The organism is Rhodophyticola porphyridii, assembly GCF_003688285.1.
GTDB classification, from domain to species: Bacteria; Pseudomonadota; Alphaproteobacteria; order Rhodobacterales; family Rhodobacteraceae; genus Rhodophyticola; species Rhodophyticola porphyridii.
The window spans coordinates 144001-170009 of the sequence record NZ_RCNT01000008.1 but is presented as its reverse complement, the minus strand read 5'-3'; the positions used below and the strand labels follow the sequence as shown (position 1 = coordinate 170009).

Here is a 26009-nt window from a genome sequence, read left to right as displayed (position 1 = left end):
CTTGACCTCTCGGCACATATTTGCCCAATTTAGAGGCGATGAGGGGGTGGAAGCCTCTCATGAGCTATGCCAAGGCACTCTTGGCCATCGGAAACTGTCCTCAAAGGCAGTCCATCAGGAAGAGGTAAACAATGAAAAAATCCGTACTTCTCGGCACTCTGGCTATTGCTGGTCTCGCCGCCGGGTTCGCCTCCGCGCAGACGCTGGACGAAGTCCAGGCGCGCGGCAGCCTGAACTGCGGCGTGACAACCGGCCTGGTCGGTTTCGCTGCCCCCAACGCCAGTGGCGAATGGGAAGGCTTCGATGTCGGCCTGTGCCGCGCGGTTGCCGCCGCCGTCTTTGGCGATGCGACGGCCGTGAACTTCGTGCCCACCACCGGTCAGACCCGCTTCACCGCGTTGGCTTCTGGCGAGGTGGACATGCTGGCGCGGAATACCACCTGGACCTTCAGTCGCGATGTCGACCTGCGCTTCGAGTTCGTCGGTATCAACTACTATGACGGTCAGGGCTTCATGGTTCCGCGTGAACTGGGCGTGGCTTCGGCCATGGAACTGGACGGGGCAACCGTCTGCATCCAGACCGGCACCACGACCGAACTGAACCTTGCCGACTTCTTCAGCTCGAACGGGATGAGCTACGAGCCCGTGCCGATCGAAACCAACGCCGAAGCGCAGCAGCAGTATCTGGCTGGCGCCTGCGACGTTTACACGACCGACGCTTCGGGTCTGGCCGCGACGCGCGCCACCTTCGAAGATCCGTCGGCGCATGTGGTTCTGCCCGAGATCATCTCGAAAGAGCCGCTTGGGCCGCTGGTCCGTCATGGCGACAACGAATGGGGCGACATCGTCCGCTGGACGCTGAATGCGCTGATCGCCGCCGAAGAGCTGGGCATCACGTCGGCCAATGTGGCTGAACTGGCCAGTGGCACCGACAACCCGGAGATCAACCGTCTGCTGGGTACCGAGGGTGAACTGGGCGGCATGCTGGGTCTGAGCTCGGACTGGGCCCAGAACGCGATTGCAGCGGTTGGCAACTACGGCCAGCTGTTCGAGGACAACATCGGTGAATCCACGCCGATCGGCCTGTCCCGCGGCCTGAACGCCCAGTGGACCGATGGTGGCCTGCTGTACTCGCCACCGTTCCGGTAAGCAGAAACCTCGAAGGGCGCGGTCATTCCGCGCCCTTCGTCTATCTACACAACAACCATAGACCGAACCGGGCAGCCGACATCGCGCTGTTACAGAGTTCGGCATACCAACAGTTGCAGGGGTGCCCGATATGGCAACGATGACGGAACCACCCGCCGAAGCCTTCCGACTAAGCCAATTGATCTACGATACCCGCTACCGGTCGCTGACGATCCAGGTGGTGGCCTTCATTCTGATCATGGCGGGAGTGTTCTGGCTGGCGAACAATACGGTCCAGAACCTTCAAGAATTGGGCAAGGACTTCAATTTCGGCTTCCTAGGACAGCGGGCCGGATATGATATCAACCAGCGCCTGATTGAGTATTCCAACGACTCGACCCATGCGCGCGCCGCACTGGTCGGCATTCTCAACACGCTGCTTGTTGCCTTTCTGGGCTGTATCCTGGCCACGATCCTTGGTGTGATTGCGGGCGTCCTGCGCCTGTCGAAGAACTGGATCGTCTCGAGGCTCATGGGTGTGTATGTCGAGGGCTTCCGCAACATTCCCACGCTACTGTGGATCCTGATCGTTTTCGCGATCATGACCGAGGCTACGCCTCAGCCGCGGGATTTTCGCGGCGAAAACCCCGAAGCCAGCATGATCCTGTTCGACACCGTCGCCATAACCAACCGCGGCATCTTTATTCCTGCACCGGTCTGGGGCGAGGGGGCAATGGTTCTGATCCTCGTCTTCCTGGCCTCGCTCGCGGGGATCTTCGCCTTTCGGCGCTATGCCCGCAAACGTCAGGAGGAAACCGGGGTTATCCTGCCGGTTTTCTGGGTGTCGCTTGGGTTGTTCTTCATTCCCTCGATCCTCTTTTACTACATTCTAGGCCGTCCGGTTACGCTTGATTACCCGGAACTGGCGGGTTTCAACTTCACCGGCGGCACACATCTGAGAAACTCGCTTATCGCGCTCTGGCTTGCGCTGTCGCTTTATACCGGAGCGTTCATTGCCGAGAATGTGCGATCAGGGATTCTGGCCGTTTCGAAAGGCCAGACCGAGGCGGCCTTTGCCTTGGGCCTTCGTCCGAACCGGACGATGAACCTCGTGATCCTGCCGCAGGCGCTGCGGGTCATCATTCCGCCGCTGATCTCGCAATATCTCAATCTCACCAAGAACTCGTCGCTCGCGATTGCCGTTGGATACATGGATGTCCGATCCACTCTTGGCGGTATCTCGATCAACCAGACTGGTCGGGAACTTGAAGGGATGTTGCTTCTTGGGCTGTTCTACCTTGTCACATCGCTGATCATCTCAGGGCTGATGAATATCTACAACCAGTCCATCAAGCTGAAGGAGCGCTGAGATGAGTGACGTTCATGCGCAAACGGTCTCATATGTGCGCGAGACCATGTTGCCTGAGGCCGAACCGCCGGTCACCGAACGCGGCGCCATCAAGTGGCTCAGGGAAAATCTCTTTTCCTCCTGGTTGAATGCCATTCTGACGATCCTGTCGCTTTTCGTGATCTATTACGTGCTCAGCCACACCCTGGGCTGGATGCTTTACGGCATATGGGACGCAGGCTCGCTGACGGAATGCCGGCAGATCCGGAACGAGCTTTACGGAGAGGATGCCAGCGTGGCCTGCTGGGCCGTCCTGGCGGATCGGTGGGACCAGCTTCTGTTCGGCTTCTATCCGCAGGATCTGTACTGGCGACCCGTGGCGGCGCTGCTGGTCTTCTTCGTGGCCGTGTCCCCGATCCTGTTCGAGGGCGTCCCGCGAAAGCTCTTCTACCTGACGGCCGCCGCGCCGTTCATTTGCTTCTGGCTGATCTGGGGCGGAACGATCTGGGGGCCGATTGTCGTCGCCCTGGGATTTGTGATCGCCGGCGCAATCTTCAGATACGGGGCCGAGATGGTCGGGCCGCTGCTGGCAATCATCGGGGCGTTCCTGGTGCCGATCCTCTACTGGCTCCTATTGGCCGGTCCGCTTACCGGGATGCTCAATTCCATCGCGCCGATTGGCATGCAGTACGTCTCCTCCGACGAAATCGGCGGCTTCATGCTGGCCTTCATTATCGGGATAACAGGCATCATCCTGTCCTTTCCTCTCGGCATCCTGCTGGCGCTTGGACGGCAATCGGATCTGTTCATCATCAACAAGACCTGTGTGACCTTCATCGAAGTGATCCGTGGCGTGCCTCTCATCGTCTGGCTCTTCACGGCCTCGCTGCTGCTGAATTACTTCCTGCCGCCCGGTACCAATTTCGATCTGCTCTTGCGGGTGATCATCATGGTGACCTTCTTCGCGTCCGCATATATGGCTGAGGTCATTCGGGGAGGTCTCGCCGCACTGCCGAGGGGGCAGTACGAGGGGGCGGACAGTCTTGGATTGAATTATTGGCAGTCGATGCAGCTGATCATTCTGCCTCAGGCGCTCAAGATCTCGATCCCGGGGATCGTGAATACCTTCATCGGACTATTCAAGGATACGACCCTTGTGGTGTTCGTGGGGCTGTCAGACCCGATAGGCTTCTCGAACCTGATCCGCGCCACCACCGACTGGAATGGCATCTATTGGGAGCTTTTCATCTTCATTGGGCTCTGTTTCTTCATCTGCTGTTTCTCAATGTCGAAGTACTCGCAATTCCTGGAGCGCAAGCTCCGCACTGAACATCGCTAAGGAGACGTCCACATGACCGACGCTCAAACTTCGCCCGTCGCGGACCGCAAAATCGACCGCTCGAAAATGGCCGTCTCCGACGAGGTGGCCATCGAGATCCGGGACATGAACAAGTGGTTCGGCAACTTCCACGTGCTGCGCGACATCAACCTGACAGTGAATCAGGGTGAGCGGATCGTTGTCTGCGGCCCTTCCGGCTCGGGCAAATCCACGCTGATCCGCTGCATCAACGCGTTGGAGGAGCATCAGAAAGGCACCATTTCCGTGGATGGCACGCTGTTGTCGAACGACCTGAAGAACATCGACCGGGTCCGGTCAGAGGTCGGCATGGTGTTCCAGCATTTCAATCTGTTCCCGCATCTGACGATCCTGGAGAACTGCACTCTGGCCCCGATCTGGGTGCGCAAGACCCCCAAGCGGGAGGCCGAGGAAACGGCGATGTATTTCCTCAACAAGGTCAAGATCCCGGAACAGGCAGACAAGTATCCTGGTCAGCTTTCGGGCGGTCAGCAGCAGCGTGTGGCTATTGCCCGGAGCCTTTGCATGCGACCCCGGATCATGCTGTTCGACGAGCCGACATCGGCGCTCGACCCGGAAATGATCAAGGAGGTGCTGGACACAATGATCCAGCTTGCCGAAGAAGGCATGACTATGATCTGCGTGACCCATGAGATGGGCTTTGCCCGGCAGGTCGCAAATCGTGTAATCTTCATGGATCAGGGCCAGATCGTCGAACAGAATGAGCCCGAAGAGTTCTTCAACAATCCTAAATCAGACCGGACAAAACTGTTCCTGAGCCAGATCCTCGGCCACTGATCCGGTAGCGGGTTTCCGACAGGATCGTACAGGCCGTCCTTCGGGGCGGCCTGTGTCTTGCAAACATACCTGTGTTTCCCAGGACCTGCCGCGATCAGCGCAAATCATGCGGCGTGGCGAAGTCGAGCACCGTGCCGGTTCCCCAATGAATATCCGACCAGTTGGCCGCATCGAAACGCGCCACCAGCGTGGCGCAGGTGGGATAGTCGGAAAAACGGGCATGATCGGGCGAGTGCGCCAGCAGTCTTTCGGCGCATTCGGCGATACCGGGATTGTGACCCACCATCGCGACCACCGGGGCGTCGCTGCGGGCCGTGGCGAGGGTGCCCAGCATCACCGGGGCGGGCGCGTGATAGAGACGGTGGTGATAGCTGGCCTGCACCGTATCGAAACCTAGCCGCGCCCAAGTCTCGGCGGCGCGGACGGCAGTTGAAATCATTGCCGCCACAGGGACATGGCCCTTCGCCCGCAACCAGGCACCGATGCGAGGCGCATCGCGCCGCCCGCGTTCGTTCAGCGGGCGGTCGTGATCATCCAGCGTGGGGTCGTCCCAGTCGGATTTCGCATGGCGGATCAGGATCAGGGTCAGGCTCATGGATGAAAACTTCTCATGTGGAAGGCGGATTGGGCGGGCTGGCGGCCATATGACTGGCTGAGCGGGCAGGCGCGGCGCACGGCGCAACCCGCGCTCAGGCATGTCTCTCCCTGGACGCTATCAAGATAGGCATGGCATGCGGTGGTGTCATAGCCCTGCGGTGTGAGGGCGGAGACGGGGCAGGCCGTCAGGCAGGGTTTGTGGCAGGTTTCGCAAGGCGGCGCGCCCGGAGGCTCCGGCAGTGCGATCCGCTGCTTCAGCGCCAGCGCTCCGCGGTAGGACACCATGAGCCCTGCCGTGTCATGCACCAGAATACTAACCGGGCTGGTCCAGGCCCGCCCCGTGCGCGTGGCCCACCGGATGAAGGGCGCGAAAGGTGGCCCGCCGAAGGGAAACCTTGCCTTCGCCCCGAGATCGCAGGCCAGCCGCCCGATCACCCGGCGGGACCAGCGATCCATCGGGTCGGGCTTGCGGTCGGTGAATTCCGGCTCGGCGGTGACATGCGCCCAGAACTCCGGCTCCCGAGGGCCGAGGAGTACGAGCGTTTCCGTGCCCGCCGGCGCGTCGTCTCCGGGGCCGGGGTGGAACGCGCCGAATATGTCCAGATGGTGCGCGCTTACGCGCGCTCTCAGTGCGGAATACTCCATCGCCCTACCTTGTCGGGCCGCGCCCGGCGGCGCAAGCGGTCAGGCGCGTATGATGCTGCCGGCGCCGTGATCGGTAAACAGCTCCAGCAGCACCGCATTGGCCACGCGCCCGTCCACGATGGAGCATGCCCGCACCCCGGCGCGCACGGCGTCCAGCGCGGTTTGGGTCTTGGGGATCATGCCGCCCGCGATGATGCCTGCGCGGGTCATCTCTTCGACCTCGGCGGCGGAAAGCTCGGTGACCACGTCGCCGGCGGCGTTCTTGACCCCGGAAACATCGGTGAGCAGCAGCAGCCGGTCCGCCTTGAGCGCCGCCGCCACGGCACCTGCGGCGATATCGCCGTTGATGTTGAAGGTCTCGCCGTTTCGGCCTGTGCCGATGGGCGCGATCACCGGGATCATCTCGGCCTGAAAAAGCTGCTGCAGAAGGTTCAGGTTAATGTCCGTGGGCCGGCCGACGAAGCCCAGTTCCGGATCCGCCTGATCGCAGACGATCAGATCGGCATCCTTGCCCGACAGGCCCACAGCCTTGCCGCCCGCGGAGTTGATCGCCTGCACGATGCGCTTGTTGACCCGACCCGACAGAACCATCTCCACCACCTCGACAGTGGCCGCGTCGGTCACCCGCTGGCCGTTCACGAAATCCGAGACCACACCAAGCCGGGCCAGAAGATCGTTGATCATCGGGCCGCCGCCATGGACGACGACCGGGTTCACACCCACCGTACGCATCAGCATCACGTCTCGGGCAAAGCTGGCCATACCCTCATCACTGCCCATGGCGTGGCCGCCCAGTTTGATGACCACGATCGCATCGTCGTAGCGTTGCAGATAGGGCAGCGCCTCGTTCAGGGTCCGGGCGGTGGCAACATAGTCACGGGTCATGGCGGTCTGTTTCTTCATCGGATCTGGCCTCTCGCGTCGCGTCTTGTTACGGGCGTCGCAAGGGCGAGGCAAGCGCGAGGCTCAGTCGAGCGTGGCGATAATGCTGCGCAGGCTGGCGATGCCCTCACCCTTCTCCGACGAACTCAGCACCAGTTCGGGATAGGCGGCGGGGTGAGTGGCCAGCGCGCCGCGGACCTGCGTCAGGGTTTTCTCGCGGTCCTTGTCCCTGACCTTGTCCGCCTTTGTCAGAACGACCTGAAATGTCACGGCGGCCTTGTCCAGCAGCGCCATGATCTCCTCATCGACCGGCTTGACGCCGTGGCGCGTGTCGATCAGCACGAAGGCCCGGCGCAGAGTGGCGCGTCCCGCCAGATAAGTTTTCAGCAGGCGTTGCCATTTCTCGACGACGGCCACGGGCGCGTTGGCGAAGCCATAGCCCGGCAGATCGACGAGATAGTGGCTGTCGGCGAGGGTGAAGAAGTTGATCTCCTGCGTGCGCCCCGGCGTGTTCGAGGCACGCGCGAGCGCCTTGCGCCCGGTCAGCGCGTTGATCAGAGTGGATTTCCCGACATTGGAGCGGCCGGCGAAGCAGACCTCCACCCGGTCGGCGGGCGGCATGCCATCCATCGCGACCACACCTTTGAGAAATTCCGCACCGGTGGCGAAAAGCCTGCGCCCGCGCTCGGCTGTGGCGTCGTCCGGCGGCTCGGCGATCGGAAAGGGAAGGGCGTTCACGGTCTGATCCCGGCAGTGTCGCCAACAGCGATCTCGCCGCCCCGGGCGACGCTGGCATAGACGCCGAAATTGGTGTGGCCCCAGCCCTCCTCAAGCGCGTCCAGCGTTCTAGCATCCCGCCGTCCGGTTTCCGGGTTGGCTTCGGTGGCGGTGCAGCGACCGATGGGTTCCACGATCTTCAGTTCAACGGGCCCAATCTGAAGCGTCTTGCCGACCAGATCGAACTCTTCCCACGGGGCGAGCCCGTCCAGCCACAGATTGCCGCGGAACCGGCGCAAATCGAGCGATTGACCGAGCCTTTGAGACAAGGCGCGAAGCGAGGCGGCGTTCAGGACGGAGACCGAGGCGAAGGGTGCATCGCTCATGCCCTGCTCCGGCGATTTCACCAGCCTTGCGGGAGCGGGCCGGTTTTCGGGGTAGATTGGGCGCAGCCAGTCCAGAAGCGGGGCTGCGTCGCCATCCGGGTCCAGCGCCAGATCGGGCCGATCCGGATGGCTTAGATGGATCAACGCCCCGTTGACCCGTGCGGTTATGGCCATCAGACCCGGCCCCTTGGCGCCGCGCAGATAGTTCCGGCAGGAACTCCAGCCGCCATCGAACTCTCCGCCGTCCTGAAGCACGGCCCAGGCGCGATCCAGCGGCAGGGGGCGGTCAGGTGCCAGCACGACCCGCTCCAGCGCCTCGGCCCCGATGGCCTTGATCGGATAGCGCCAGATCGAGGTGAGGCGCAGGGTCATTTCTCTTCAGGCTTCTTGCGCTGGAACCCCGACCGGATATTCCCGAATACATCCGGCTTGAAGCCCTGACTGCGCATGATGGTGTATTGCTGCGCGAAGGTGATCGTGTTGTTCGCGATCCAGTAGACCAGAAGGCCGCTGGCGAAACTGCCGAGCATGAACATGAAAACCCATGGCAGATAGGCGAAGATCATCGCCTGCGTGGGGTCGGTCGGCGCCGGGTTCAGCTTTTGCTGCAGCCACATGGAGACGCCCAGAAGCAGGGGCAGGATGCCGATGAACAAAAGCGCCATGATCGAGCCGGGTTCCGGCGCCGCCCATGGCAGCAGCCCGAAGAAGTTGAATATGGACGACGGATCCGGAGCGGAAAGGTCATTCAGCCAGCCGAAGAACGGGGCATGGCGCAGCTCCAGCGTGACGAAAATCACCTTGTAGAGCGAGAAGAAGATCGGGATCTGCAACAGGATCGGCAGACAGCCCGAGGCGGGGTTCACCTTGTTCGTCTTGTAAAGCTCCATCATGCCCTGCTGGAGTTTCTGCCGGTCGTCGCCCGCACGTTCCTTCAGCTTTTCCATCTCGGGCTGAAGCTCTTTCATCTTCGCCATCGAGACATAGGATTTGAACGCGAGCGGCAGCAGAACCGCCTTGATGATCAGGGTGAGCGCGATGATCGCCACGCCCATATTGCCGATCAGGGCGTTCAGCGTGTGCAGCATCCAGAAAATCGGCTTTGTCAGGAAGTAGAACCAGCCCCAGTCAATCGAGTCGAGGAACCGCGCGATGCCGCCTTCGTTCTGATAGTCGCGGATGGTCTCCCATTCCTTCGCGCCGGCAAAAAGCTGGGTCCTGATCTCTGTGGTCTGGCCCGGTGCGGCAGTCATCGTCGGCAGGCGCGCTTCGGTCTGGTAGATGTCGCTGGAGGGCACATAGCGGGTCACCGATGTGAACGGTTGCTGCTCACCCGGTATCAGCGTGGTCATCCAGTATTTGTCAGTAAATCCGATCCAGCCGTTTTCGGTGACGTCAATCACCTCTGCGGGTGTGCCTTCGCGCTGGATGAAATCCAGATCCGGCAGATCGTCATAGGCAATCTCATCGAGCGTGCCATCGATCTTGCGCACCACGCCTTCGTGGAGGATGAAGAAATTCTGCAGATCCGAGGGCAATCCGTGGCGCGCGACGATCCCGTAAGGCGCCATGCGCACCGGTGTTTCGGTCGTGTTCTCGACCGATTGCGTGATCTCGAACATGAAATCTTCGTCGATCGAGATGGTGCGGCGAAAAATCAGGCCGTTGCCATTGTCCCAGACCAGCGTCACCGGAGTTTCGGGAGTGAGCGTGTCCCCGCTCTCGATCTGCCATGGGGTATTGGCGCCGGGCACGTCTTCGAAACCCAGATCGCCGGCCGGGGCCCATCCATAGAGCGCGTAATAGGCCTCGGACTCGCCGACCGGAGACAGAAGCGTAACGGTCGGGCTGTCTTCCTCCAGCGTCTCGAAATAGTTGTTGAGCGACAGGTCGTCGATCCGCCCGCCGACGAGGGAGATCGAGCCGGACACGGCGGGTGTGTCGATGGTGATCCTCTCCGCTTCGGACAGGATGCTGGCGCGCGTTTCGGCATCGGTGGCAAGTTGCGGCGTGTCCGACGCGTCCGCAACCGGCGGGGTCAACGCCATTTCGGTGCCGTCTTCGTTCAGGGCGGTAACGGCGGGCGTGTTCGGGTCTGCCACCTGCGGTTCGGGCGGGGGGAACAGCAAGAACCAGACCAGAATGACCAGAAAGCTCAGCGCAGTTGCCAGGATCAGGTTTCTGTTCTGATCGTTCATTGTTGCGGACCACCCCTTGGTTGAAGTCAGGGAGGTTCAACAGATTGGGGCTGGAAAGGTCAAGGGCTTTTCCCCTTGGCGCAAGGCTTCCGCGCGGTTTCGTCTCGCCCTAGCGGCACAACGCGACAGCGGCGGGCATGTGGCGGAAAGACTGGCTGCGGCAGAGCCGGGCAGCGAAGGCCGGGACCTGCGGGCGTTTTGCGGGCGGTTATCCTGCCTGGCGACCGATCCCGGCGGTGTCAGCCAGTTTGGCCGTATGCGCCGCGGCCCAGGCGATGGTGTCTTCGAAGGGCATCGGGCGGGCTATGCCGAAGCCCTGCACATGGCCGCAGCCGAGTTGCGCCAGCATGCTGTACTCGCCCGGGGTCTCGACCCCTTCTGCAAGCGTGGCGACGCCCAGATGCTCGGCCAGCGACAGGATCGCGGAGACCATGGATTGCTGCTTTGGATCCTTGTCGAGCCTGGCCACGAAGCTGCGGTCGATCTTGATCCGGTTCACGTTGAAACGCTGGATATTCGCGATCGAAGCCTGACCTGTGCCGAAATCGTCCAGATCCAGATTGAAGCCGTGGCTTCCAAGCATCTCGATGTTGCGAATGATGATATCGTCTTCGGATTGCGCTGCGACGGTTTCGAGGATTTCGACCGTCAACCGGCCCGGGCGCAGGTCGAACCTGTCCACATCCCATTTGATCCGGTCGGCAAGGCGCGGGTCGCGCAGCTCCTCTGCGGAGAAATTCACCGCGACCGAAGGGATGGACAGGCCCGCCCTGTCCCAGCTTCGCAAGGCCGCCAGCGCATTATAGAGCATCACCTCGCCCAGCCGGGCCATCTGCTGCGCAGCTGCGACGGCATGCAGAAACTCGCCGGGCGGCAAGACACCATGTTCGGGATGGTGCCATCGCGCCAGCGCCTCGAAACCGCTGATAACTCCGGTATCGGTACAGATCTGCGGCTGGTACCAGGCCCGGATCTCGCCGGAGGCCAGCGCCGGTTTGACCCCGTCTGCCAGATCGGAGCCTTTGCGCCGATGCTGCCCGAGCTCTCGTGAAAAGGCGCGAACCGCGGACGGGCCGTTGCCACGCGCCTCGGCAAGCGCTTCCTCTGCCGCGTCCAGCATCGATTTGCCGGTGGGTGCGGGCGCCATGTCCAGCGTGCAGTAGCCGAAGGACGCGGAGATATGCGCCGAAGACCCGCCGATCGCGAACGGCTGCCGCAAGGCCGTTTCCATGCGCTCGATCACACCCAGAAGGACATCGGAACTCGCCCTGCGGACCGGGTGCAGGACGATGCCGAAGCCTGCTTCGCCGATCCGGGCGATCATGTCGTCATGTCTGAGTGCCGCGCGCAAACGGTCGGCCGCCCGAAGGAGGATATCATCGACCGTTTCGCCCCCCCAACGCTCGGTCACGCCTGCAAGTTCGTCGATATGGACCATTATGGCCGCGGTGGCTTCGGCTGGCGATTGTACGGCGATCCGGTCAAGCATCGCCATGAGGGATGCGCGGGTCGGCAAGCCATGCGGCCTCTCCGCCGCGGCGGGGCGCTCTCCGCCCAGCCGGGCCCGCGGAGAGCGCGCGAAAGCCTGCAATGCAAGCAGCGCCGGCAGCAGGAATGCGGTGACGAGAAGAATGTCGATTTCGCCGAACCCCACGGCGATCAGCGCCAGTATGGGGTAAAGCACCATTACGTCGATCCGCAACAGCCCGCTGCGCAATCCTTCGAGCAGGCCGGAAAAACGCAGAAACCCAAATCTCGGCATGATCGACCCTTCGCAACACCGCCCGGCATACATCGCCGGACAACGTCTCATCGCTAAGTCAAACTGCCTGACAGGCCCTTAACGCTGTGCCGTTAGTCGTTGGAATTTTGCTCAAATGCGACCGATCTGGTGAGCCCAGCAAAGTCGAACAGGTCCGGATCCAGCAAATGGGAGGGCCGTGCCGACATCAGCGCGCTGAACATCTTCTGCCGTCGACCGGGCGAGGCGGTCTCCCATCTGTCGAGCATCTGCTTGATGGCCTGACGTTGCAGCCCGTCCTGACTGCCACACAGATCGCAGGGGATGATTGGATAGCCCATGGCACGGGCGAACCTGTCGCAATCGGTCTCCGCCACATGGGCGAGCGGGCGATAGACGAGGAGATCCCCGTCGTCGTTCAGCAGCTTGGGGGGCATCGTGGCCAGTTTACCGCCATGGAAGAGGTTGAGGAAAAAGGTTTCCAGAATGTCGTCACGGTGATGGCCGAGCACGACGGCGGAGCAGCTCTCCTCCCGCGCGATCCGGTAGAGATTACCCCGCCGCAGCCGGGAACAGAGCGCGCAATAGGTCCGGCCCTGAGGCACCTTGTCCATGACGATGGAGTAGGTATCCTGATACTCGATCCGGTGCGGCACACCCATCCGCTTCAGGAACTCGGGCAGGACCGTGGCGGGAAAGCCCGGCTGGCCCTGATCCAGATTGCAGGCGAGAAGGTCCACGGGCAGGAGCCCGCGCCATTGCAGCTCCACCAGAGCGGCCAGCAGGGTGTAGCTATCCTTTCCGCCGGAAAGGCAGACCAGCCATCGGGCGCCGCGTTCGATCATGCCATACCGCTCGATCGCCTCGCGGGCTTCGCGGATGATCCGTTTGCGCAGTTTCTTGAACTCCGCCGTCTTCGGCGCGCCGTTGAAAAGCGGGTGGATGTCGTCGGTATCGTCCAGCATCGGCGGGGCCTTTGTGATCTGGATTTGGCATAGGGGCGGGGGCAGGGCGGCGTCAAGCGCGCGCATCATCTGACCGCCGGTTCGGCCCCCCCTGCGAATTGCGAAAGGATATGGCAACTCTCGCATGCACGTGCCGGCCCAGCAGATGCGGTCCGTTCAATCCGGCACGTTGTCGATGCCCGAGGAGCCCCAGGGGTGGCAGCGCCCGATCCGGCGCAGTGCCAGCCAGCCGCCTTTCAACCCGCCATGCTTCTCCAGCGCCTCCAGCGCATAGGCGGAACAGGTCGGATGATAGCGGCAGTTGAACCCGACCCAGGGAGAGAAGATCAGCCGGTAGGCGCGGACGGGCAGAGCGAAGATACGGGCAAGAACGGTCATCGGTGGACTTTTTTCAGCGCGCGGGAAAGATCGGTCTTGAGCTGGTCGAAGGGCAGGGCGGCGGTTGCCTCGGGCCTGCCCACCAGAACGTAATCCCAGCCAGGGCGTCCTTCCAGTGAAATGATCAGCCGGGCGATTTCCCGCAGGCGCCGCTTGGCGCGGTTCCGCGCGACGGCATTGCCAACCTTTTTCGAACAGGTGAAGCCGACGCGGATCGCCCCCGGCGGGGCCTCTTCGTCGGCGTGCCGCTGCCGGGCCTGCAGCAGGAACCCCGGAGCCGGTGCGCGCGCCGCCTTGGCCGCGCGCAGGAAATCGGAGCGTTTGCGGAGCCTTTCAAGCAAAAAAGCCCCCGTCGACGGGGCTGTCGGCGGAGGCGCATTCGGTGTCATTGCACCGGCCTTTCGGGTAGGATCAGGCGCTCAGCGACTTCCGGCCACGGGCGCGGCGGGCGTTGAGGATCTTGCGGCCTGCCTTCGTGGCCATGCGCGCACGGAATCCGTGGCGACGCTTGCGCACCAGGTTGGACGGCTGAAATGTGCGTTTCGACATTGTATCGCTCCGTAGTGTTGCCGGACGGCACCCCGGATGGGCGCGTCAAACGGCACGGGAATCTCTAGAAGCCCGGGCAATACGGTCTTGCGGGCCGCATGTCAACAAATCCGGGCGAGGAATCTGGGAGCTTGAAACATGGCGCTGCCGGATATGCCGGAAAGGGCGGATTTCCTGACATAAATGCCCGCTTTCCGTCACGGCCCATCAAGCAGCCGTGAGGCGCGCTATCGCCCTTGCGCGCGATCCCGCATTTAGGGTCCAAGTTAAGCATGAGGGACCATCCAGATGACGGATATCGTGAAAGAGCAAAGTAAATCACCCATCGCGCGCTATTTGCCGCTTGCTGTCATCGTGATCGGGGCGGGTCTGTTCGCGTGGGTGTTCCGGTCGTATCTCGGCTTTGACGCCGCCTTTCAGGCACTGGCGGACAATCGGGAGGCGCTGATCGCATTCCGGGATGCCAACTATCTTCTGACGGTTCTGGCCTTCATCTGTATCTATGCGCTGATCGTTGCCTTTTCGCTGCCGGGGGCGACGGTCGCGACGCTGGCCGGGGGCTTTCTGTTCGCCACGTTCCCGGGCGCGTTTTTCAACATCACCGCCGCCACGCTGGGGGCGACGGCGATTTTCCTCGCGGCGCAGACCAGTTTCGGTGCCCGGCTGGGGGCGAGGCTTGAAGGCTCCGAAGGGATCGTGAAGCGGATCAAGGACGGCATCGACGAAAACCAGTGGTCGATGCTGTTTCTGATGCGGCTGATCCCGGCGGTGCCGTTTTTCGTGGCCAATCTTGTCCCCGCCTTCCTTGAGGTGCCTACCCGGCGCTATGTCATCTCGACCTTTTTCGGGATCATGCCGGGGGCGGTTGTCTACACCTCGGTCGGGGCCGGCCTGGGCGAGGTCTTCGCCCGCGGCGAGACACCGGATCTCGGCATCATCTTCGAGCCCCGGATCCTTCTGCCGATCCTCGGCCTCTGCGCGCTGGCATTGCTGCCGATCCTTCTGAAGGCCGTTCGCGGCAAGAAGGGACTTTGAGCCATGACCCGGATCGAAACGGATATCTGTATCATCGGTGCGGGCTCGGGCGGGTTGTCCGTCGCTGCCGGGGCGGCGCAGATGGGGGCGAAGGTGGTTCTGCTGGAAGGCCACAAGATGGGGGGTGATTGCCTGAACTACGGTTGCGTGCCCTCCAAGGCATTGCTGGCCGCCGGGCACAAGGCGCATGAAACCTCCGTTTCCGCCTTCGGGATTGCAGGTCATGCGCCCGAGGCGGATTTTGCCGCCGCGAAGGACCATGTGCAAGGCGTGATCGAAACGATTGCACCGGTCGACAGCCAGGACCGGTTCGAGGGTTTCGGCGTTCATGTGATCCGCGAGTTCGGGCACTTCATATCGGAAAGGGAAGTACAGGCAGGGGACCATGTGATCACCGCCCGCCGTTTTGTCATCGCGACCGGATCGCGCCCGTTCGTGCCGCCGATCCCGGGGCTTGAGACAGTGCCGCATTTCACCAACGAAACCATCTTCGACCTGCGCGCGCGGCCGGCCCATCTGATCATCATCGGCGGTGGCCCGATCGGGATGGAGATGGCGCAGGCTCATCGCCGGCTGGGCAGCGAGGTGACCGTGCTGGAGGGCATGACGGCGCTGGGCAGGGACGACCCCCAGGCGGCGGCCATCGTGCTGGAGAAGCTGAGGGCCGAGGGGATCGGGATCGTCGAAAACGCGCAGGTCTCGCAAGTGGCCGGTACCGGCAGTGGCATCCGCGTGACAACCGAGGACGGCCGCGGCTTTGACGGAAGCCACCTGCTTGTCGCGGTCGGCCGCAAGCTCAATGTCGACAAGCTGGGGCTGGAGGCGGGTAATGTGGCCCATACCCGGCGCGGTGTGGAGGTGGATGCGGGTTTGCGCTCGACCAGCAACCGGCGCGTCTATGCCGTGGGCGACGCCGCGGGCGGGCTGCAATTCACCCATGTCGCGGGTTACCACGCGGGCGTCATCATCCGGCCGATGCTGTTCGGCCTGCCCGCCAAGGCACGGACCGATCATATTCCCTGGGCCACCTATACCGATCCGGAACTTGCGCAGGTCGGCCTGACCGAGGCGGAGGCCCGCGAGAGGCATGGCGACAGGCTGGAGGTCGCGCGCTTTCCCTATCACGAGAATGACCGGGCGATCGCCACAGGCCGGACCACGGGGTTTGTCAAGGTCATGGTGGTGAAGGGCAAGCCAGTGGGCGCCACCATCGTCGGCGCACAGGCCGGCGAGCTGATCCAGATCTGGGCGCTTGCCATTGCCAACAGGCTGAAAATGAGCGCTGTTGCGGGCATGGTCGCGCCCTATCCCACCCTGGGGGAGATTAACAAACGCGCCGCGGGGGCGTATTTCTCTCCCAGATTGTTCGAAAACCCTTGGGTCAAACGGGTTGTGCGGCTGGTACAGCGGTTTTAAATCGCACGAATTGTTCAAGGAAGAGAGCCGACCGTGAATTCTCTCTCAGGCAGATTTTTGATCCTGACCGTGATCTTTGTGATGATCGCGGAAGTCCTGATTTTCGTGCCCTCGGTTGCGCGGTTCCGCGAGGATTATCTGCTCAACCGCCTGGAACGTGCGCAGATCGCGTCGCTCGCCCTGTTGGCCAGCGACGGAATGATCGATGACGATCTGGAATACGAGTTGCTGGAAAACGCGGAGGTTCTGAACGTGGTGTTGCGGCGCGACCAGGTGCGCCAGCTGATCCTGTCGACGGATAACATTCCTCCGGTTTCCTATAGCTTCGATCTGCGCGACGCCCCGGCCTGGCAGTTGATCCGCGACGCGATGGTGCGGATCGCCACACCGGAAAACCAGACCATCCGCGTGATCGGAGAGCCGGTGCGCGAGGCGGGCCTGCTGATCGAGGTGACAATGTATACCGAGCCGCTGCGGGCGGCGCTGATCGATTACGGTATCCGGATCCTCTGGCTTTCGGCGGTGATCTCGGTCGTGACGGCGACATTGCTCTTTCTGGCAGTGCGGCGCTTTCTGGTGACCCCGATCAAGCGCGTTGTGTCGCACATGATGTCCTATGCCGAAGCCCCCGAGGATACCCGCCGGATCATCGAGCCGACCGCCGGCGTCACGGAGCTTCGGGATGCCGAAATCGCGCTGCAATCGCTTCAGACCCAACTGACCGGCGCGCTGAGACAACGCGAACGCCTTGCCCAGCTTGGCGAGGCGGTGGCCAAGATCAGCCATGATCTGCGCAACATCCTGACGGTGGCGACGCTCATGGCGGACCGGCTGGAAACCATCGACGACCCCGCGGTCAAACGCACCACGCCGAAGCTCGTGGCGTCGCTCGCCCGCGCGGTGAACCTGTGTGAGGGCACGCTTGCCTTCGGCCGCGCCGAAGAGCCGCCGCCCGCCCTCGACCGGGTCGATCTGAACCATCTGATCTCCGATCTCATGGAGAATGAACGGCTGACCGTCACTGACGAGGAGGTTGAGCTGGTCGCCGATATTCCCGCCGGCATCATGGCCCGCGCCGACCCCGAGCAGCTTTACCGCGTACTCGGCAATCTGGTCCGAAACGCGCGTCAGGCGATCCTTGCAACGGGCCAGCCGGGCAAGGTCTGCGTCAGCGCTGGTGAGACCGCCGAGGGCTGGTGGATAAAGGTGCAGGATAGTGGGCCGGGGCTGCCGAAAAAGGCGCAGGATCACCTGTTTCAGCCGTTTCATGGAGGCGCGCGCGCCGGGGGCACCGGTCTGGGTCTGGCCATCGCGTCCGAACTGATCCGCGGCCATGGCGGCAAGCTGGAGTTGCAGGAAACCGGGCCAGAGGGGACCACCTTCTGTATTCACCTTCCGGCCAGCATCGCGGCCTGAATTGCCCCTTGCACTGATCGGGGCAGGGCGATAAACCCCGGCCTCACGCGCTGGTAGCTCAGTTGGATAGAGTACTTGACTACGAATCAAGGGGTCGGGGGTTCGAATCCTCCCCAGCGCGCCACTACTCTAAACACTTCTGCGCATTCGTTCCGCTCTGGTGGTTGATTTTCAGATTCCGTAAACCCGGACTGAAGTTGTTCCAGCCTAGAGAGTTATGGCCGAGCTATACACAGATCTCCGCCCCGATCCTAAAATCTTGGAGGTGCAGTTGGAGAGCTTTTCGGCAGTCCCTCCCTGAGGTTGCTCAACGGATGCGGCCGGCCCACGACGGACGCGACAGGGACGATATCGACAGGCTTTTATCGCTAAAGAATCCGGATCACCGGTGATGTCATGGCGGCCCCGATCACATGGTCTTGGTGAAAGTGGCAGGCCGCGACGGCGCGAGGTGCCGGGTCAGAGCCGCCTGCCAGCACCTGTTTCCTCGGAGAACACCGCACCCGCGCCTTCCGGCAAGCGCCGCGCTCTGCACTTGCCGGTGCCGCTGGGCGTTTACCTCGCGAACTTCTTGTACTTCACCCGTTTCGGTTCCAGCGCGTCCGGGCCGAGGCGACGCTTCTTGTCTTCCTCGTAGGCCGAGAAATCGCCTTCGAACCACTCCACATGCGCCTCGCCTTCGAAGGCCAGGATATGGGTGCAGATACGGTCAAGGAAGAACCGGTCGTGCGAGATGACCACCGCGCAGCCGGCGAATTCGGTCAGGGCGTCTTCCAGCGCGCGCAGGGTTTCGACGTCCAGATCGTTGGTCGGTTCGTCGAGCAGCAGGACGTTGCCGCCGGACCGGAGCAACTTGGCCATATGGACACGGTTGCGTTCGCCGCCCGAAAGCTGTCCGACCTTCTTCTGCTGATCGCCGCCCTTGAAGTTGAAGGCCGAGCAATAGGCGCGGGAGTTCATTTGCGCATCCCCAAGCTCGATGATCTCGGCACCGCCCGAGATTTCCTCCCAGACGGTGGCATCGGGGGCAAGCGCATCGCGCGACTGGTCCACATAGGCCAGATCGACCGTATCGCCGTATTCAAGCGTTCCGGCATCTGGCTCCTCCTGCCCGGTGAGCATCCGGAACAGCGTTGATTTGCCCGCGCCGTTGGGGCCGATCACACCGACGATCCCGCCGGGCGGAAGCGCGAAGCTCAGGTCTTCGATCAGCTGTTTGTCGCCGTAATGCTTGGCAAGCCCGTTCACCTCGATCACCTTGCCGCCAAGCCGGGGACCGTTGGGGATGATGATCTGTGCGCGCGAGAGCTTCTCACGCTCGGACTGGCTGGCCAGATCCTCATAAGCGTTGATCCGGGCCTTCTGCTTGGCCTGACGCGCCTTTGCCCCCTGCCGGATCCATTCCAGTTCACGCTCAAGCGTCTTCTGGCGGGACTTGTCCTCGCGCGCTTCCTGAGCCAGTCGCTTGGCTTTCTGTTCCAGCCAGGCGGAATAGTTTCCTTCGTAGGGGATCCCGCGTCCGCGGTCCAACTCCAGGATCCAGCCCGTGATGTCATCCAGGAAATAACGGTCATGGGTGACGATCAGGATCGTGCCCTTGTAATCGATCAGGTGCTGCTGAAGCCAGGCGATGGTTTCCGCGTCAAGGTGGTTGGTGGGCTCGTCGAGCAGCAGCATGTCGGGCGCTTCGAGCAGCAATTTGCACAAAGCCACGCGGCGGCGTTCCCCGCCCGAGAGATGCTCCGGCATCGCGTCATCCGGCGGGCAGCGGAGCGCCTCCATCGCGACATCGATCTGGCTGTCCAGATCCCAGAGGTTGTTCGAGTCGATCTCGTCCTGAAGCGCCGCCATCTCGTCGGCGGTCTCGTCGGAATAGTTCATCGCCAGCTCGTTGAAGCGGTCAAGCTTGGCTTTCTTCTCGGCGACGCCGAGCATGACGTTGTCGCGGACCGACAGGCTCTCATCCAACTGGGGTTCCTGCGGGAGATAGCCGACCTTCGCGCCCTCGGCGGCCCAGGCCTCTCCCGAGAAATCCTTGTCGAGCCCGGCCATGATTTTCATCAGCGTGGATTTGCCCGCGCCGTTTACGCCGACAACGCCGATCTTCACTCCGGGAAGAAAGCTGAGCCGGATGTTTTCAAAGCATTTCTTGCCACCCGGATAGGTCTTGGAGACGCCATCCATGTGATAGACATATTGGTAACTGGCCATGGGTCATGCTCCACTCGGAAAATGGGGTTTCGTCGTTCTTTACTTGGGCCGGCGGGAATGGGCAATCGCACGGGCGCGAATTCGCGGTAACCCGGAGGCCGCGGTTTTTTGCCGAGCGGGGCACCCGCGAGATTAGGGGTTGCAGCGACTCAGCCCGCCCGCTACGCACCCCGCACTTGAACCCCTCGACGAGGAAAACCCATGGACTTGATGATCGTGACCCGCACGGCCCTACGCGGCCTTGACCCGTAAACGCGGCACGATCAGCTAATCCTGTTCGAAGGCCGCCCATGACGCGGCCTTTTTCTATTTTTCTCCGACCTCATGCGGCGGCTTTCCATTTTGATTGGAGAGCACGAAATGACACCTCAATCCGTTCACCCGCGGCGCCGGAGCCCCGGCGCGGTGTTGCGTATCCTTGGTCGGCTGCTGGCCCGTCTGAAACCGGCCAAGCGGCATCTGCCGCCACCGGTCGATATCCCCGACTATCTGCGCCATGATGTGGGCCTGCTGCCGCAGGCCCGGCCTCCGCGGTCGGTCGACCCGCCGCCCCGGATCAACATATTCAATCTTTAGCGCGCATCCCCCGCCGGCCCCGATACCGGGGTCGGCGACCCCCGGTCGGGCGGCTTTCTGCCGGTTTCATTCAGACGTGTCCGTTCTGACACGGCAGCGTCATCCGGCGGGTGCAGGTTTGGGGCTCCGGGGGGTTGCATTCCTCGGGCACGTTTCATTGAAAACTGAAGGTGACCCATGACTCCAGGACGTTTCACGGGCCGCGCAGCTTTGCTTGCGGCGGTTTCTTTGAGTATTGCTGCGCCGGCCTTGGCGCGGACCGATTATGTGGCAGATATTCACGTGGTGCCGGGCAGCGGCAGCACTGCCGAAACGGTGACAGGTGTGGTGTTCCACGATCTCAGCCGCGACGGCATGCGCCAAGATGACGAACCCGGTGTGGGCGGCGTGATCGTGTCGAACGGGCGCGATGTGACCCAGACCGGGCCCGATGGCAGTTATCGCCTGCCTGTATTCGACAACATGACCGTCATGGTCAGCGAACCGGCGGCGTGGGACGTGCCGGTGAACGTCCATGGCGTTCCGCAGTTCTTCTACCATCACAAACCCGAAGGCACGCCCGAGACGTTGCGCTACGGCGGGCTGGCACCCACCGGTCCGCTGCCCGATGCGATCAATTTCCCGATGATCCGCACGGGTATCGACGAGGCGTTTTCCTGTGTGATGATGGGCGATACCCAGCCCTATTCGAACACCGAGGTCGGCTATGTCCGCGACGGCGTGCTGGACAGCCTTTTGGACCGCGATCTGAGCGACGCGGCGTGCATGGTGATGCTGGGCGATGTCATGGGCGACGATCTCAGCCTGCTGCCTCGGTTCATGGATGTCTTTTCGGTGCTGGACCTGCCGCAATACTATATCCACGGGAACCATGATTTCGACTTCGATGCCTCCAGCGACGCACATTCCGCCGATAGCTGGCGCCAGATCTATGGGCCCAACTATTACAGCTTCGAGATGGGCGAGGTGCTTTTCGTGGCGCTGGACAACGTGGTCTATCCCTGCGGTCCGGAAGACAGCGGCCCCGGCGGGCGCGATGCCTGTGCCGACCCCGAGCGGACGGTCTATAACGGCCGGGTAACTGACGACCAGATGGCCTGGCTTGAGGCGACGCTGGCGCTGGTCCCTGAGGACCATCTGGTGGTGCTGATGCATCACATTCCGTTCGTGTCCTTCATCGACAGCAACACCGGACGGCACCAGACGGACAATCTGGCCCAGATCCACGAGATGCTGGCGGGGCGGCCCGCCGTCTCCTTCTCGGGCCACACGCATACGTTCGAATATCTGGCCGCCGGTGAGTGGTATCAGGGCTGGGAAGAGCAGGTGGGCGTCACCCGGTTGCCCTTTGACCACGTGGTGGGCGGCGCGCCCTCGGGGAACTGGTTCTTCGGCGATCTGAGCTTCGATGGCACTCCGCTGTCCTTTGCGCGGGGCGGTACACCGCCGGGCTACATGATCGTGGAATTCGACGGTTCGAATTTCGTGGTGAACTTCCATGCCGCGAACCAGAGTCCCGACCGGCAGATGGCGCTCAGCTTCAACACGCCGCAATTCCGCGACTGGTTCACCGAACTGTTCGCCTGGACCGAGGCGCGGGGCGACACGAGCGCCGACGCCCCGCCGCTGACCGTGAACGATCTGGCCGATGTGAAGCTGTTCACGCCGGAGGAGCTGGCGGAGGGCGTCTATCTCACGGCGAATGTCTGGAACGGAACGCGGAACAGCCGTGTGATGGCCCAGATCGGTGATGGCCCGATGATGGAGATGACACGGACCCAGGCCGGCAATGGCGAGGATGTTCTGACCGGGGCGGAGTATGCCGATCCGTTCTCCGTCCCGCGGCAGATGACCGTCGGGCGCTATGCGTGGCAGTCGCAATCGGGTGATGCGCGGGCGCAGGGCTTCGAGATCTGGCAGGGCCGGCAGTTCGGCCCCGCGGTCCCGCAATCGGCCGAGGCCTGGATGATCGCCGACAGCTCCTCTCACCTCTGGCGGCTGGAAATGCCCGCCGATCTGCCCGAGGGGGCCAATGTGATCACCGTGACCGCCACCGATCAGCACGGGCGCGAATGGCGGGACCGGATCACCTTCGAAGTGCGCAGTGAACGGCCCGCGCCGCTATGGGACAACAGCCTCTGGGAAGACCCCACGAACTGACATGCCCCGGACATCGCGAGGGGGCGGCGCATCCGTGCCGCCCCTTTTCTTTTGCGCCCAAGGGGTTGGGCTGCTACCAGACCGTTTTGACAGGTATGCGACGGGGTGAGGCCCTTGCGAAGCGGTTTTCCCAATGCGCGGCCCGGCATGCGGGTGGGTCTTTTCGGCGGGTCCTTCGATCCGCCCCATGCAGGCCATGTGCATGTAAGCCGGGAGGCATTGAAGCGGTTCGAGCTGGATCGGGTCTGGTGGCTGGTGTCGCCCGGCAATCCGCTCAAGGCAGAAGGGCCCGCAAGGCTGGACCGTCGGATGGCGGCGGCGCGGGCGCTTGTGCGGCACCCAAGGGTAGAGGTGACGGATATCGAAGCCCGTCTGGGCACGCGGTACACCGGCGCCACGCTGGAGCGGATGTTTGCGCTTTATCCCGGGGTCCGCTTCGTCTGGCTGATGGGCGCGGACAATCTGGCGAGCTTCCACCGCTGGCAGCGGTGGGAATGGATCATGCGCAACGTGCCCGTCGGCGTGATGGCCCGACCCGGGCAACGCATTTCGGCACGGACTTCCAAGGCGGCGCAAGTTTTCCGCCGCCACAAGCTGCCGGCTGCCGCCGCCTCGCGCCTGGCGATGTCGGACCCGCCGGCGTGGTGCTTTCTGAACGTGCCAATGCTGGATGTATCGTCCAGCGAAATCCGGGCGCGGGGCGATTGGGTGCGTTGATCGCGTGCGGTGCGCCGCGTTCCGGATGTCATCCATTCCGGATATGGGGTTTTTGTGACCACCGAAAGGGTTGAGCCGCCCGCCGGGCTGCGGTTTAGTTGAATGCGGCGACAGGGTTTTTCTTGAAATGGTTTCTCGGCGGGTTTTCTTGAGTGGTGTATTGGCCGGGCTGGCGCAGCCCGGCTTTGCAATGCCACCCGAAACCTCGTTGAGGCCGCTGGTCCGTCCAAGCGGGCTGTGGCGGCGTGCGATCCCGTCACCGTCCGACTTGATCGCCCAGGCGGAGCTGGGCGGGCGTGTGGGCTATGCGGTTGCCGATGCGCGCACCGGCGAGATGCTGGAGGTGGAACGCCCGCTTTACGGGATGCCGCCGGCAAGCGTGGCCAAGGCGATCACCTGCGCCTATGGACTTGACCGATTGGGGCCGGGTTACCGGTTCCAGACCCGTCTGATCGCCGGCGGGCCGGTCACCAATGGCCGGCTGGAGGGTGATCTGTGGCTGGTCGGCGGTGGCGATCCCCTGCTTGGAACCGATCAATTGAGCGCGATGGCAATCGCGCTGAGGGAAGCCGGTCTGCGCGAGGTGACGGGCCGCTTGATGCTGGCCACCGGCGCGCTGCCCTATGTGCGGGAGATCGACCCGGAGCAGCCGGATCATGTGGGCTACAACCCGGCGATTTCGGGGCTCAATCTCAACTTCAACCGGGTGCATTTCGAATGGGCGCGGGAGCAGGGGGAGTATACCGTCCGGATGGATGCGCGTTCGGAAACGCTGCGCCCTGCGGTCAGCCTTGCCCGGATGCGTGTCGCGGATCGCGACGTGCCCGTGTATACCTATGAGCAGCGCGAAGGACGGGAGAACTGGACCGTTGCCCGCGGCGCGCTTGGCAATGGCGGCAGTCGCTGGCTGCCGGTGCGCCAGCCGCATCTCTACGCAGCCGATGTGTTCCAGACATTGGCCCGCTCGAACGGGATCGTTCTTGACGGGCCGGGCGAAGGCGTGCCCCCCGAGGGCGGGAGCGTGTTGGTCGAACATGTCAGCGAGCCGTTGCAGGACATCCTGCGAGGGATGATGCGCTGGTCCACCAATATCACGGCCGAGGCGGTGGGGTTGAGCGCGAGCAACGCAGGCGGCGCGGCGCCCGGCTCGCTCAGCGCGTCGGCCAACGAGATGAGCGCTTGGATGAGGTCCCGGCTTGCGGCGCGGAACTCCAGCTTCGTCGATCATTCCGGGCTGGGGGAGGCCAGCCGGGTCCGTCCGCAGGACATGGCCCAGGCTCTGGTGGCGGCGGGCGCCGATGGCATGCTGCGCCGCCTGATGACGGCGATACCGATGCGCGATGCCGAGGGCAACCTGCAACCGGATCATCCGGTGGAGGTTGTGGCCAAGACCGGAACGCTGAATTTTGTCAGTTCGCTGGCGGGATATGCGCGCGCGCCCTCGGGTCGTGACTTCGCCTTCGCAGTATTCTGTGCCGATCTGGATCGGCGCGGCGCATTGAACCCGGCACAGATGGAACGCCCGGAGGGCGGGCGTAGCTACACCCGTCGCGCAAAGCGGTTGCAGCAGCAATTGATCGAACGATGGGCCGCTCTCTACACATAGGGGCTTTCAAATGCGGAAAACCCGGCTCGGAGAGATCCGGGCCGGGTTTGTCTTTGTGCGAAACGGATGACTTACACCCGGGCGCTTGCGTCGCTCTTGGGACCCGCGATCAGCCAGGCGATGAAGCCCAGAACCGGCAGGATCAGAATGACCAGCGTCCAGACGACCTTCGCCGCGGTCGACGCGCCGGAAGTGATTATGTTGTAGATCGCGTAGATATTGGCGATCAGGACCAGCAGGCCAAAAATACCATATTCCATGATGTTTCCCTTGTGATGTGAACAGAAGCGTATCTGAGGGGTGAACGCGGTCGACCCGGGTTTGGGTTCCAATAATTATTCTGGGGAACCAATTTGCGTTCCGGCTTGTTGAGAGCCCGAAGATCAAAAAGGAGTATGTTATGAAAACCGCTGGATACATCGCAATCGGGGCTGTCGCAGCTATTGGTATTGTGAGCGCAATCTACATGATTGACATTGACCAGACGGAGGAAGCCCGCCTGCCGGACGTTGACGTGACTGTCGAAGGTGGCCAGATGCCGGAGTTCAACGCCGAAGTGGGCGAGATCGCAGTGGAGAGCGAGACTGTCGAGGTTGAAGTTCCCGAAGTCGAGGTCACGACCGAGACCCAAGAAATCGAAGTGCCGACCCTGCGCGTAACTCCGCCCGCCAACGACGGGTAACGTCCGACAGATCTGAGCCGCAGCTCACGTCAGCTGGCATTCCCGGGGTGGTTCGAAAGGGCCGCCCCGTCGCCGTTCAGGGGCTGATCACAACACCATATGCCTTGCCCGCGCGCCGCGTTCGATCGCGGCTGCATGGAGCCGGTCGATATCGAGCTGGTAGCGGATTTCCATCAGGAATTCGAGTTCGGTCTGCCGCAGCAGGCCGTCGGCGGCGGCAACGTCGCAGGCCAGCGCGTAGGCGGTCTCGAACAGCCGGTCGGGCAGGGCGTTCTTGATCAGCCCGAAAAGCGCGTCCAGCCCGTCTTCCTCCTCGAACAGATCAAACACGGTTTGCGACACGCGCTTCATCCTGTCGGTGTCGTAATCCGCGAAAACGGGCAGGTGGTTTACCAGCTCCTCGATGGTGACAAGCTCGGCGGTTCGGATCGTTTCATCGGAGACCGAGACGGCGACCATGACGGCAACCAGCGCGTCCTGCGCGGAAAGGGAGGTATCATCG

General features: G+C 62.7%; 26 protein-coding genes and 1 tRNA gene. 13 read left to right on the top strand and 14 right to left on the bottom strand.

All coding sequences use genetic code 11. From position 1 onward, the window contains the following. Positions 1-131: 131 nt before the first annotated feature. The 4 genes from D9R08_RS15715 to D9R08_RS15700 all read left to right on the top strand — a co-directional run bounded on the left by D9R08_RS15715 (position 132) and on the right by D9R08_RS15700 (position 4630). Positions 132-1148, top strand: a complete 1017-nt coding sequence (locus tag D9R08_RS15715) for an amino acid ABC transporter substrate-binding protein (protein WP_121899016.1) — start codon at positions 132-134, stop codon at positions 1146-1148. A 130-nt stretch (positions 1149-1278) separates the two neighbouring features. Continuing rightward, positions 1279-2496 (top strand): amino acid ABC transporter permease, encoded by a 1218-nt coding sequence (locus D9R08_RS15710; RefSeq protein ID WP_121899015.1) that lies wholly within the window; start codon positions 1279-1281, stop codon positions 2494-2496. Between the two features lies 1 nt (position 2497). Continuing rightward, positions 2498-3814, top strand: coding sequence for an amino acid ABC transporter permease (locus D9R08_RS15705; RefSeq protein WP_121899014.1), 1317 nt, complete (start codon positions 2498-2500; stop codon positions 3812-3814). Between the two features lie 12 nt (positions 3815-3826). Further along, positions 3827-4630 carry an amino acid ABC transporter ATP-binding protein gene (locus tag D9R08_RS15700; RefSeq protein WP_121899013.1) on the top strand — a complete coding sequence of 268 codons (804 nt, stop codon included), beginning with the start codon at positions 3827-3829 and terminating at the stop codon, positions 4628-4630. A gap of 94 nt (positions 4631-4724) precedes the next feature. Here D9R08_RS15700 and D9R08_RS15695 read toward each other — a convergent pair whose 3' ends face one another. From D9R08_RS15695 to rpmH, 11 genes are all read right to left on the bottom strand, one after another. After that, the gene (locus D9R08_RS15695) at positions 4725-5225 is read right to left on the bottom strand and encodes a SixA phosphatase family protein (RefSeq protein WP_121899012.1); all 501 of its coding nucleotides are present in this window, start codon (positions 5223-5225) and stop codon (positions 4725-4727) included. After that, complete coding sequence (locus D9R08_RS15690) at positions 5222-5872, bottom strand: ferredoxin (RefSeq protein ID WP_121899011.1); 651 nt, start codon at positions 5870-5872, stop codon at positions 5222-5224. Before D9R08_RS15690 ends, D9R08_RS15695 begins: the two co-directional genes overlap by 4 nt. Positions 5873-5911: 39 nt before the next feature. Beyond that, complete coding sequence (gene argB, locus D9R08_RS15685; RefSeq protein WP_121899010.1) at positions 5912-6775, bottom strand: acetylglutamate kinase; 864 nt, start codon at positions 6773-6775, stop codon at positions 5912-5914. Positions 6776-6838: 63 nt separating this feature from the next. After that, entirely contained in the window at positions 6839-7492 is a 654-nt protein-coding gene (gene yihA / locus D9R08_RS15680) for a ribosome biogenesis GTP-binding protein YihA/YsxC (protein WP_121899009.1), read from the bottom strand. Next, on the bottom strand, positions 7489-8229 hold the full coding sequence (locus tag D9R08_RS15675) for an MOSC domain-containing protein (RefSeq protein ID WP_121899008.1): 741 nt from the start codon (positions 8227-8229) through the stop codon (positions 7489-7491). The genes yihA and D9R08_RS15675 overlap by 4 nt, the downstream gene beginning before the upstream one ends. Beyond that, the gene (gene yidC / locus D9R08_RS15670; RefSeq protein ID WP_121899007.1) at positions 8226-10055 is read right to left on the bottom strand and encodes a membrane protein insertase YidC; all 1830 of its coding nucleotides are present in this window, start codon (positions 10053-10055) and stop codon (positions 8226-8228) included. Before yidC ends, D9R08_RS15675 begins: the two co-directional genes overlap by 4 nt. A 208-nt stretch (positions 10056-10263) precedes the next feature. Beyond that, positions 10264-11817: a putative bifunctional diguanylate cyclase/phosphodiesterase gene (locus tag D9R08_RS15665; RefSeq protein ID WP_158599022.1), complete on the bottom strand. Its 1554-nt coding sequence runs from the start codon at positions 11815-11817 to the stop codon at positions 10264-10266. Positions 11818-11909: 92 nt separating this feature from the next. Further along, positions 11910-12761 carry a tRNA 2-thiocytidine(32) synthetase TtcA gene (gene ttcA / locus D9R08_RS15660; protein WP_121899066.1) on the bottom strand — a complete coding sequence of 284 codons (852 nt, stop codon included), beginning with the start codon at positions 12759-12761 and terminating at the stop codon, positions 11910-11912. Between the two features lie 156 nt (positions 12762-12917). Continuing rightward, a complete protein-coding gene (yidD, locus tag D9R08_RS15655; protein WP_121899005.1) occupies positions 12918-13139 on the bottom strand; it encodes a membrane protein insertion efficiency factor YidD in 222 nt (73 codons plus the stop codon). Further along, complete coding sequence (gene rnpA / locus D9R08_RS15650) at positions 13136-13528, bottom strand: ribonuclease P protein component (protein ID WP_121899004.1); 393 nt, start codon at positions 13526-13528, stop codon at positions 13136-13138. Before rnpA ends, yidD begins: the two co-directional genes overlap by 4 nt. Before the next feature lie 22 nt (positions 13529-13550). Further along, positions 13551-13688, bottom strand: coding sequence for a 50S ribosomal protein L34 (gene rpmH, locus D9R08_RS15645; protein WP_025311815.1), 138 nt, complete (start codon positions 13686-13688; stop codon positions 13551-13553). Positions 13689-13976: 288 nt separating this feature from the next. On the opposite strand from rpmH, the gene D9R08_RS15640 reads away from it, so the two are divergent. The 4 genes from D9R08_RS15640 (at position 13977) to D9R08_RS15625 (ending at position 17679) form a co-directional block, all read left to right on the top strand. Beyond that, positions 13977-14723 (top strand): TVP38/TMEM64 family protein, encoded by a 747-nt coding sequence (locus tag D9R08_RS15640; RefSeq protein WP_121899003.1) that lies wholly within the window; start codon positions 13977-13979, stop codon positions 14721-14723. A gap of 3 nt (positions 14724-14726) precedes the next feature. Continuing rightward, complete coding sequence (locus D9R08_RS15635; protein WP_121899002.1) at positions 14727-16139, top strand: dihydrolipoyl dehydrogenase family protein; 1413 nt, start codon at positions 14727-14729, stop codon at positions 16137-16139. Between the two features lie 81 nt (positions 16140-16220). Continuing rightward, positions 16221-17555, top strand: a complete 1335-nt coding sequence (locus tag D9R08_RS15630; RefSeq protein WP_121899065.1) for a sensor histidine kinase — start codon at positions 16221-16223, stop codon at positions 17553-17555. A 47-nt stretch (positions 17556-17602) separates the two neighbouring features. Then, positions 17603-17679 (top strand) — tRNA-Arg (locus D9R08_RS15625). Positions 17680-18110: 431 nt separating this feature from the next. On the opposite strand, the gene ettA is transcribed toward D9R08_RS15625, so the two are convergent. After that, positions 18111-19766, bottom strand: coding sequence for an energy-dependent translational throttle protein EttA (ettA, locus tag D9R08_RS15620; protein ID WP_121899001.1), 1656 nt, complete (start codon positions 19764-19766; stop codon positions 18111-18113). A 360-nt stretch (positions 19767-20126) separates the two neighbouring features. On the opposite strand from ettA, the gene D9R08_RS15615 reads away from it, so the two are divergent. From D9R08_RS15615 to dacB, 4 genes are all read left to right on the top strand, one after another. Further along, positions 20127-20342, top strand: a complete 216-nt coding sequence (locus D9R08_RS15615) for a hypothetical protein (RefSeq protein WP_147450705.1) — start codon at positions 20127-20129, stop codon at positions 20340-20342. Positions 20343-20570: 228 nt separating this feature from the next. Beyond that, complete coding sequence (locus D9R08_RS15610; protein WP_233557515.1) at positions 20571-22502, top strand: calcineurin-like phosphoesterase C-terminal domain-containing protein; 1932 nt, start codon at positions 20571-20573, stop codon at positions 22500-22502. A 114-nt stretch (positions 22503-22616) separates the two neighbouring features. Further along, complete coding sequence (locus D9R08_RS15605; protein WP_121898998.1) at positions 22617-23219, top strand: nicotinate-nucleotide adenylyltransferase; 603 nt, start codon at positions 22617-22619, stop codon at positions 23217-23219. A 148-nt stretch (positions 23220-23367) separates the two neighbouring features. Next, the gene (dacB, locus tag D9R08_RS15600) at positions 23368-24825 is read left to right on the top strand and encodes a D-alanyl-D-alanine carboxypeptidase/D-alanyl-D-alanine endopeptidase (RefSeq protein WP_325048900.1); all 1458 of its coding nucleotides are present in this window, start codon (positions 23368-23370) and stop codon (positions 24823-24825) included. 71 nt (positions 24826-24896) lie between these two features. Here dacB and D9R08_RS15595 read toward each other — a convergent pair whose 3' ends face one another. Next, positions 24897-25085: a PLD nuclease N-terminal domain-containing protein gene (locus tag D9R08_RS15595; protein WP_121898996.1), complete on the bottom strand. Its 189-nt coding sequence runs from the start codon at positions 25083-25085 to the stop codon at positions 24897-24899. A gap of 140 nt (positions 25086-25225) precedes the next feature. Between D9R08_RS15595 and D9R08_RS15590 the strand changes: the two genes are divergently transcribed. After that, positions 25226-25507 carry a hypothetical protein gene (locus D9R08_RS15590; protein ID WP_121898995.1) on the top strand — a complete coding sequence of 94 codons (282 nt, stop codon included), beginning with the start codon at positions 25226-25228 and terminating at the stop codon, positions 25505-25507. Between the two features lie 87 nt (positions 25508-25594). Here D9R08_RS15590 and D9R08_RS15585 read toward each other — a convergent pair whose 3' ends face one another. Further along, entirely contained in the window at positions 25595-25966 is a 372-nt protein-coding gene (locus tag D9R08_RS15585) for a tellurite resistance TerB family protein (protein ID WP_407690613.1), read from the bottom strand. Positions 25967-26009: the final 43 nt, after the last annotated feature.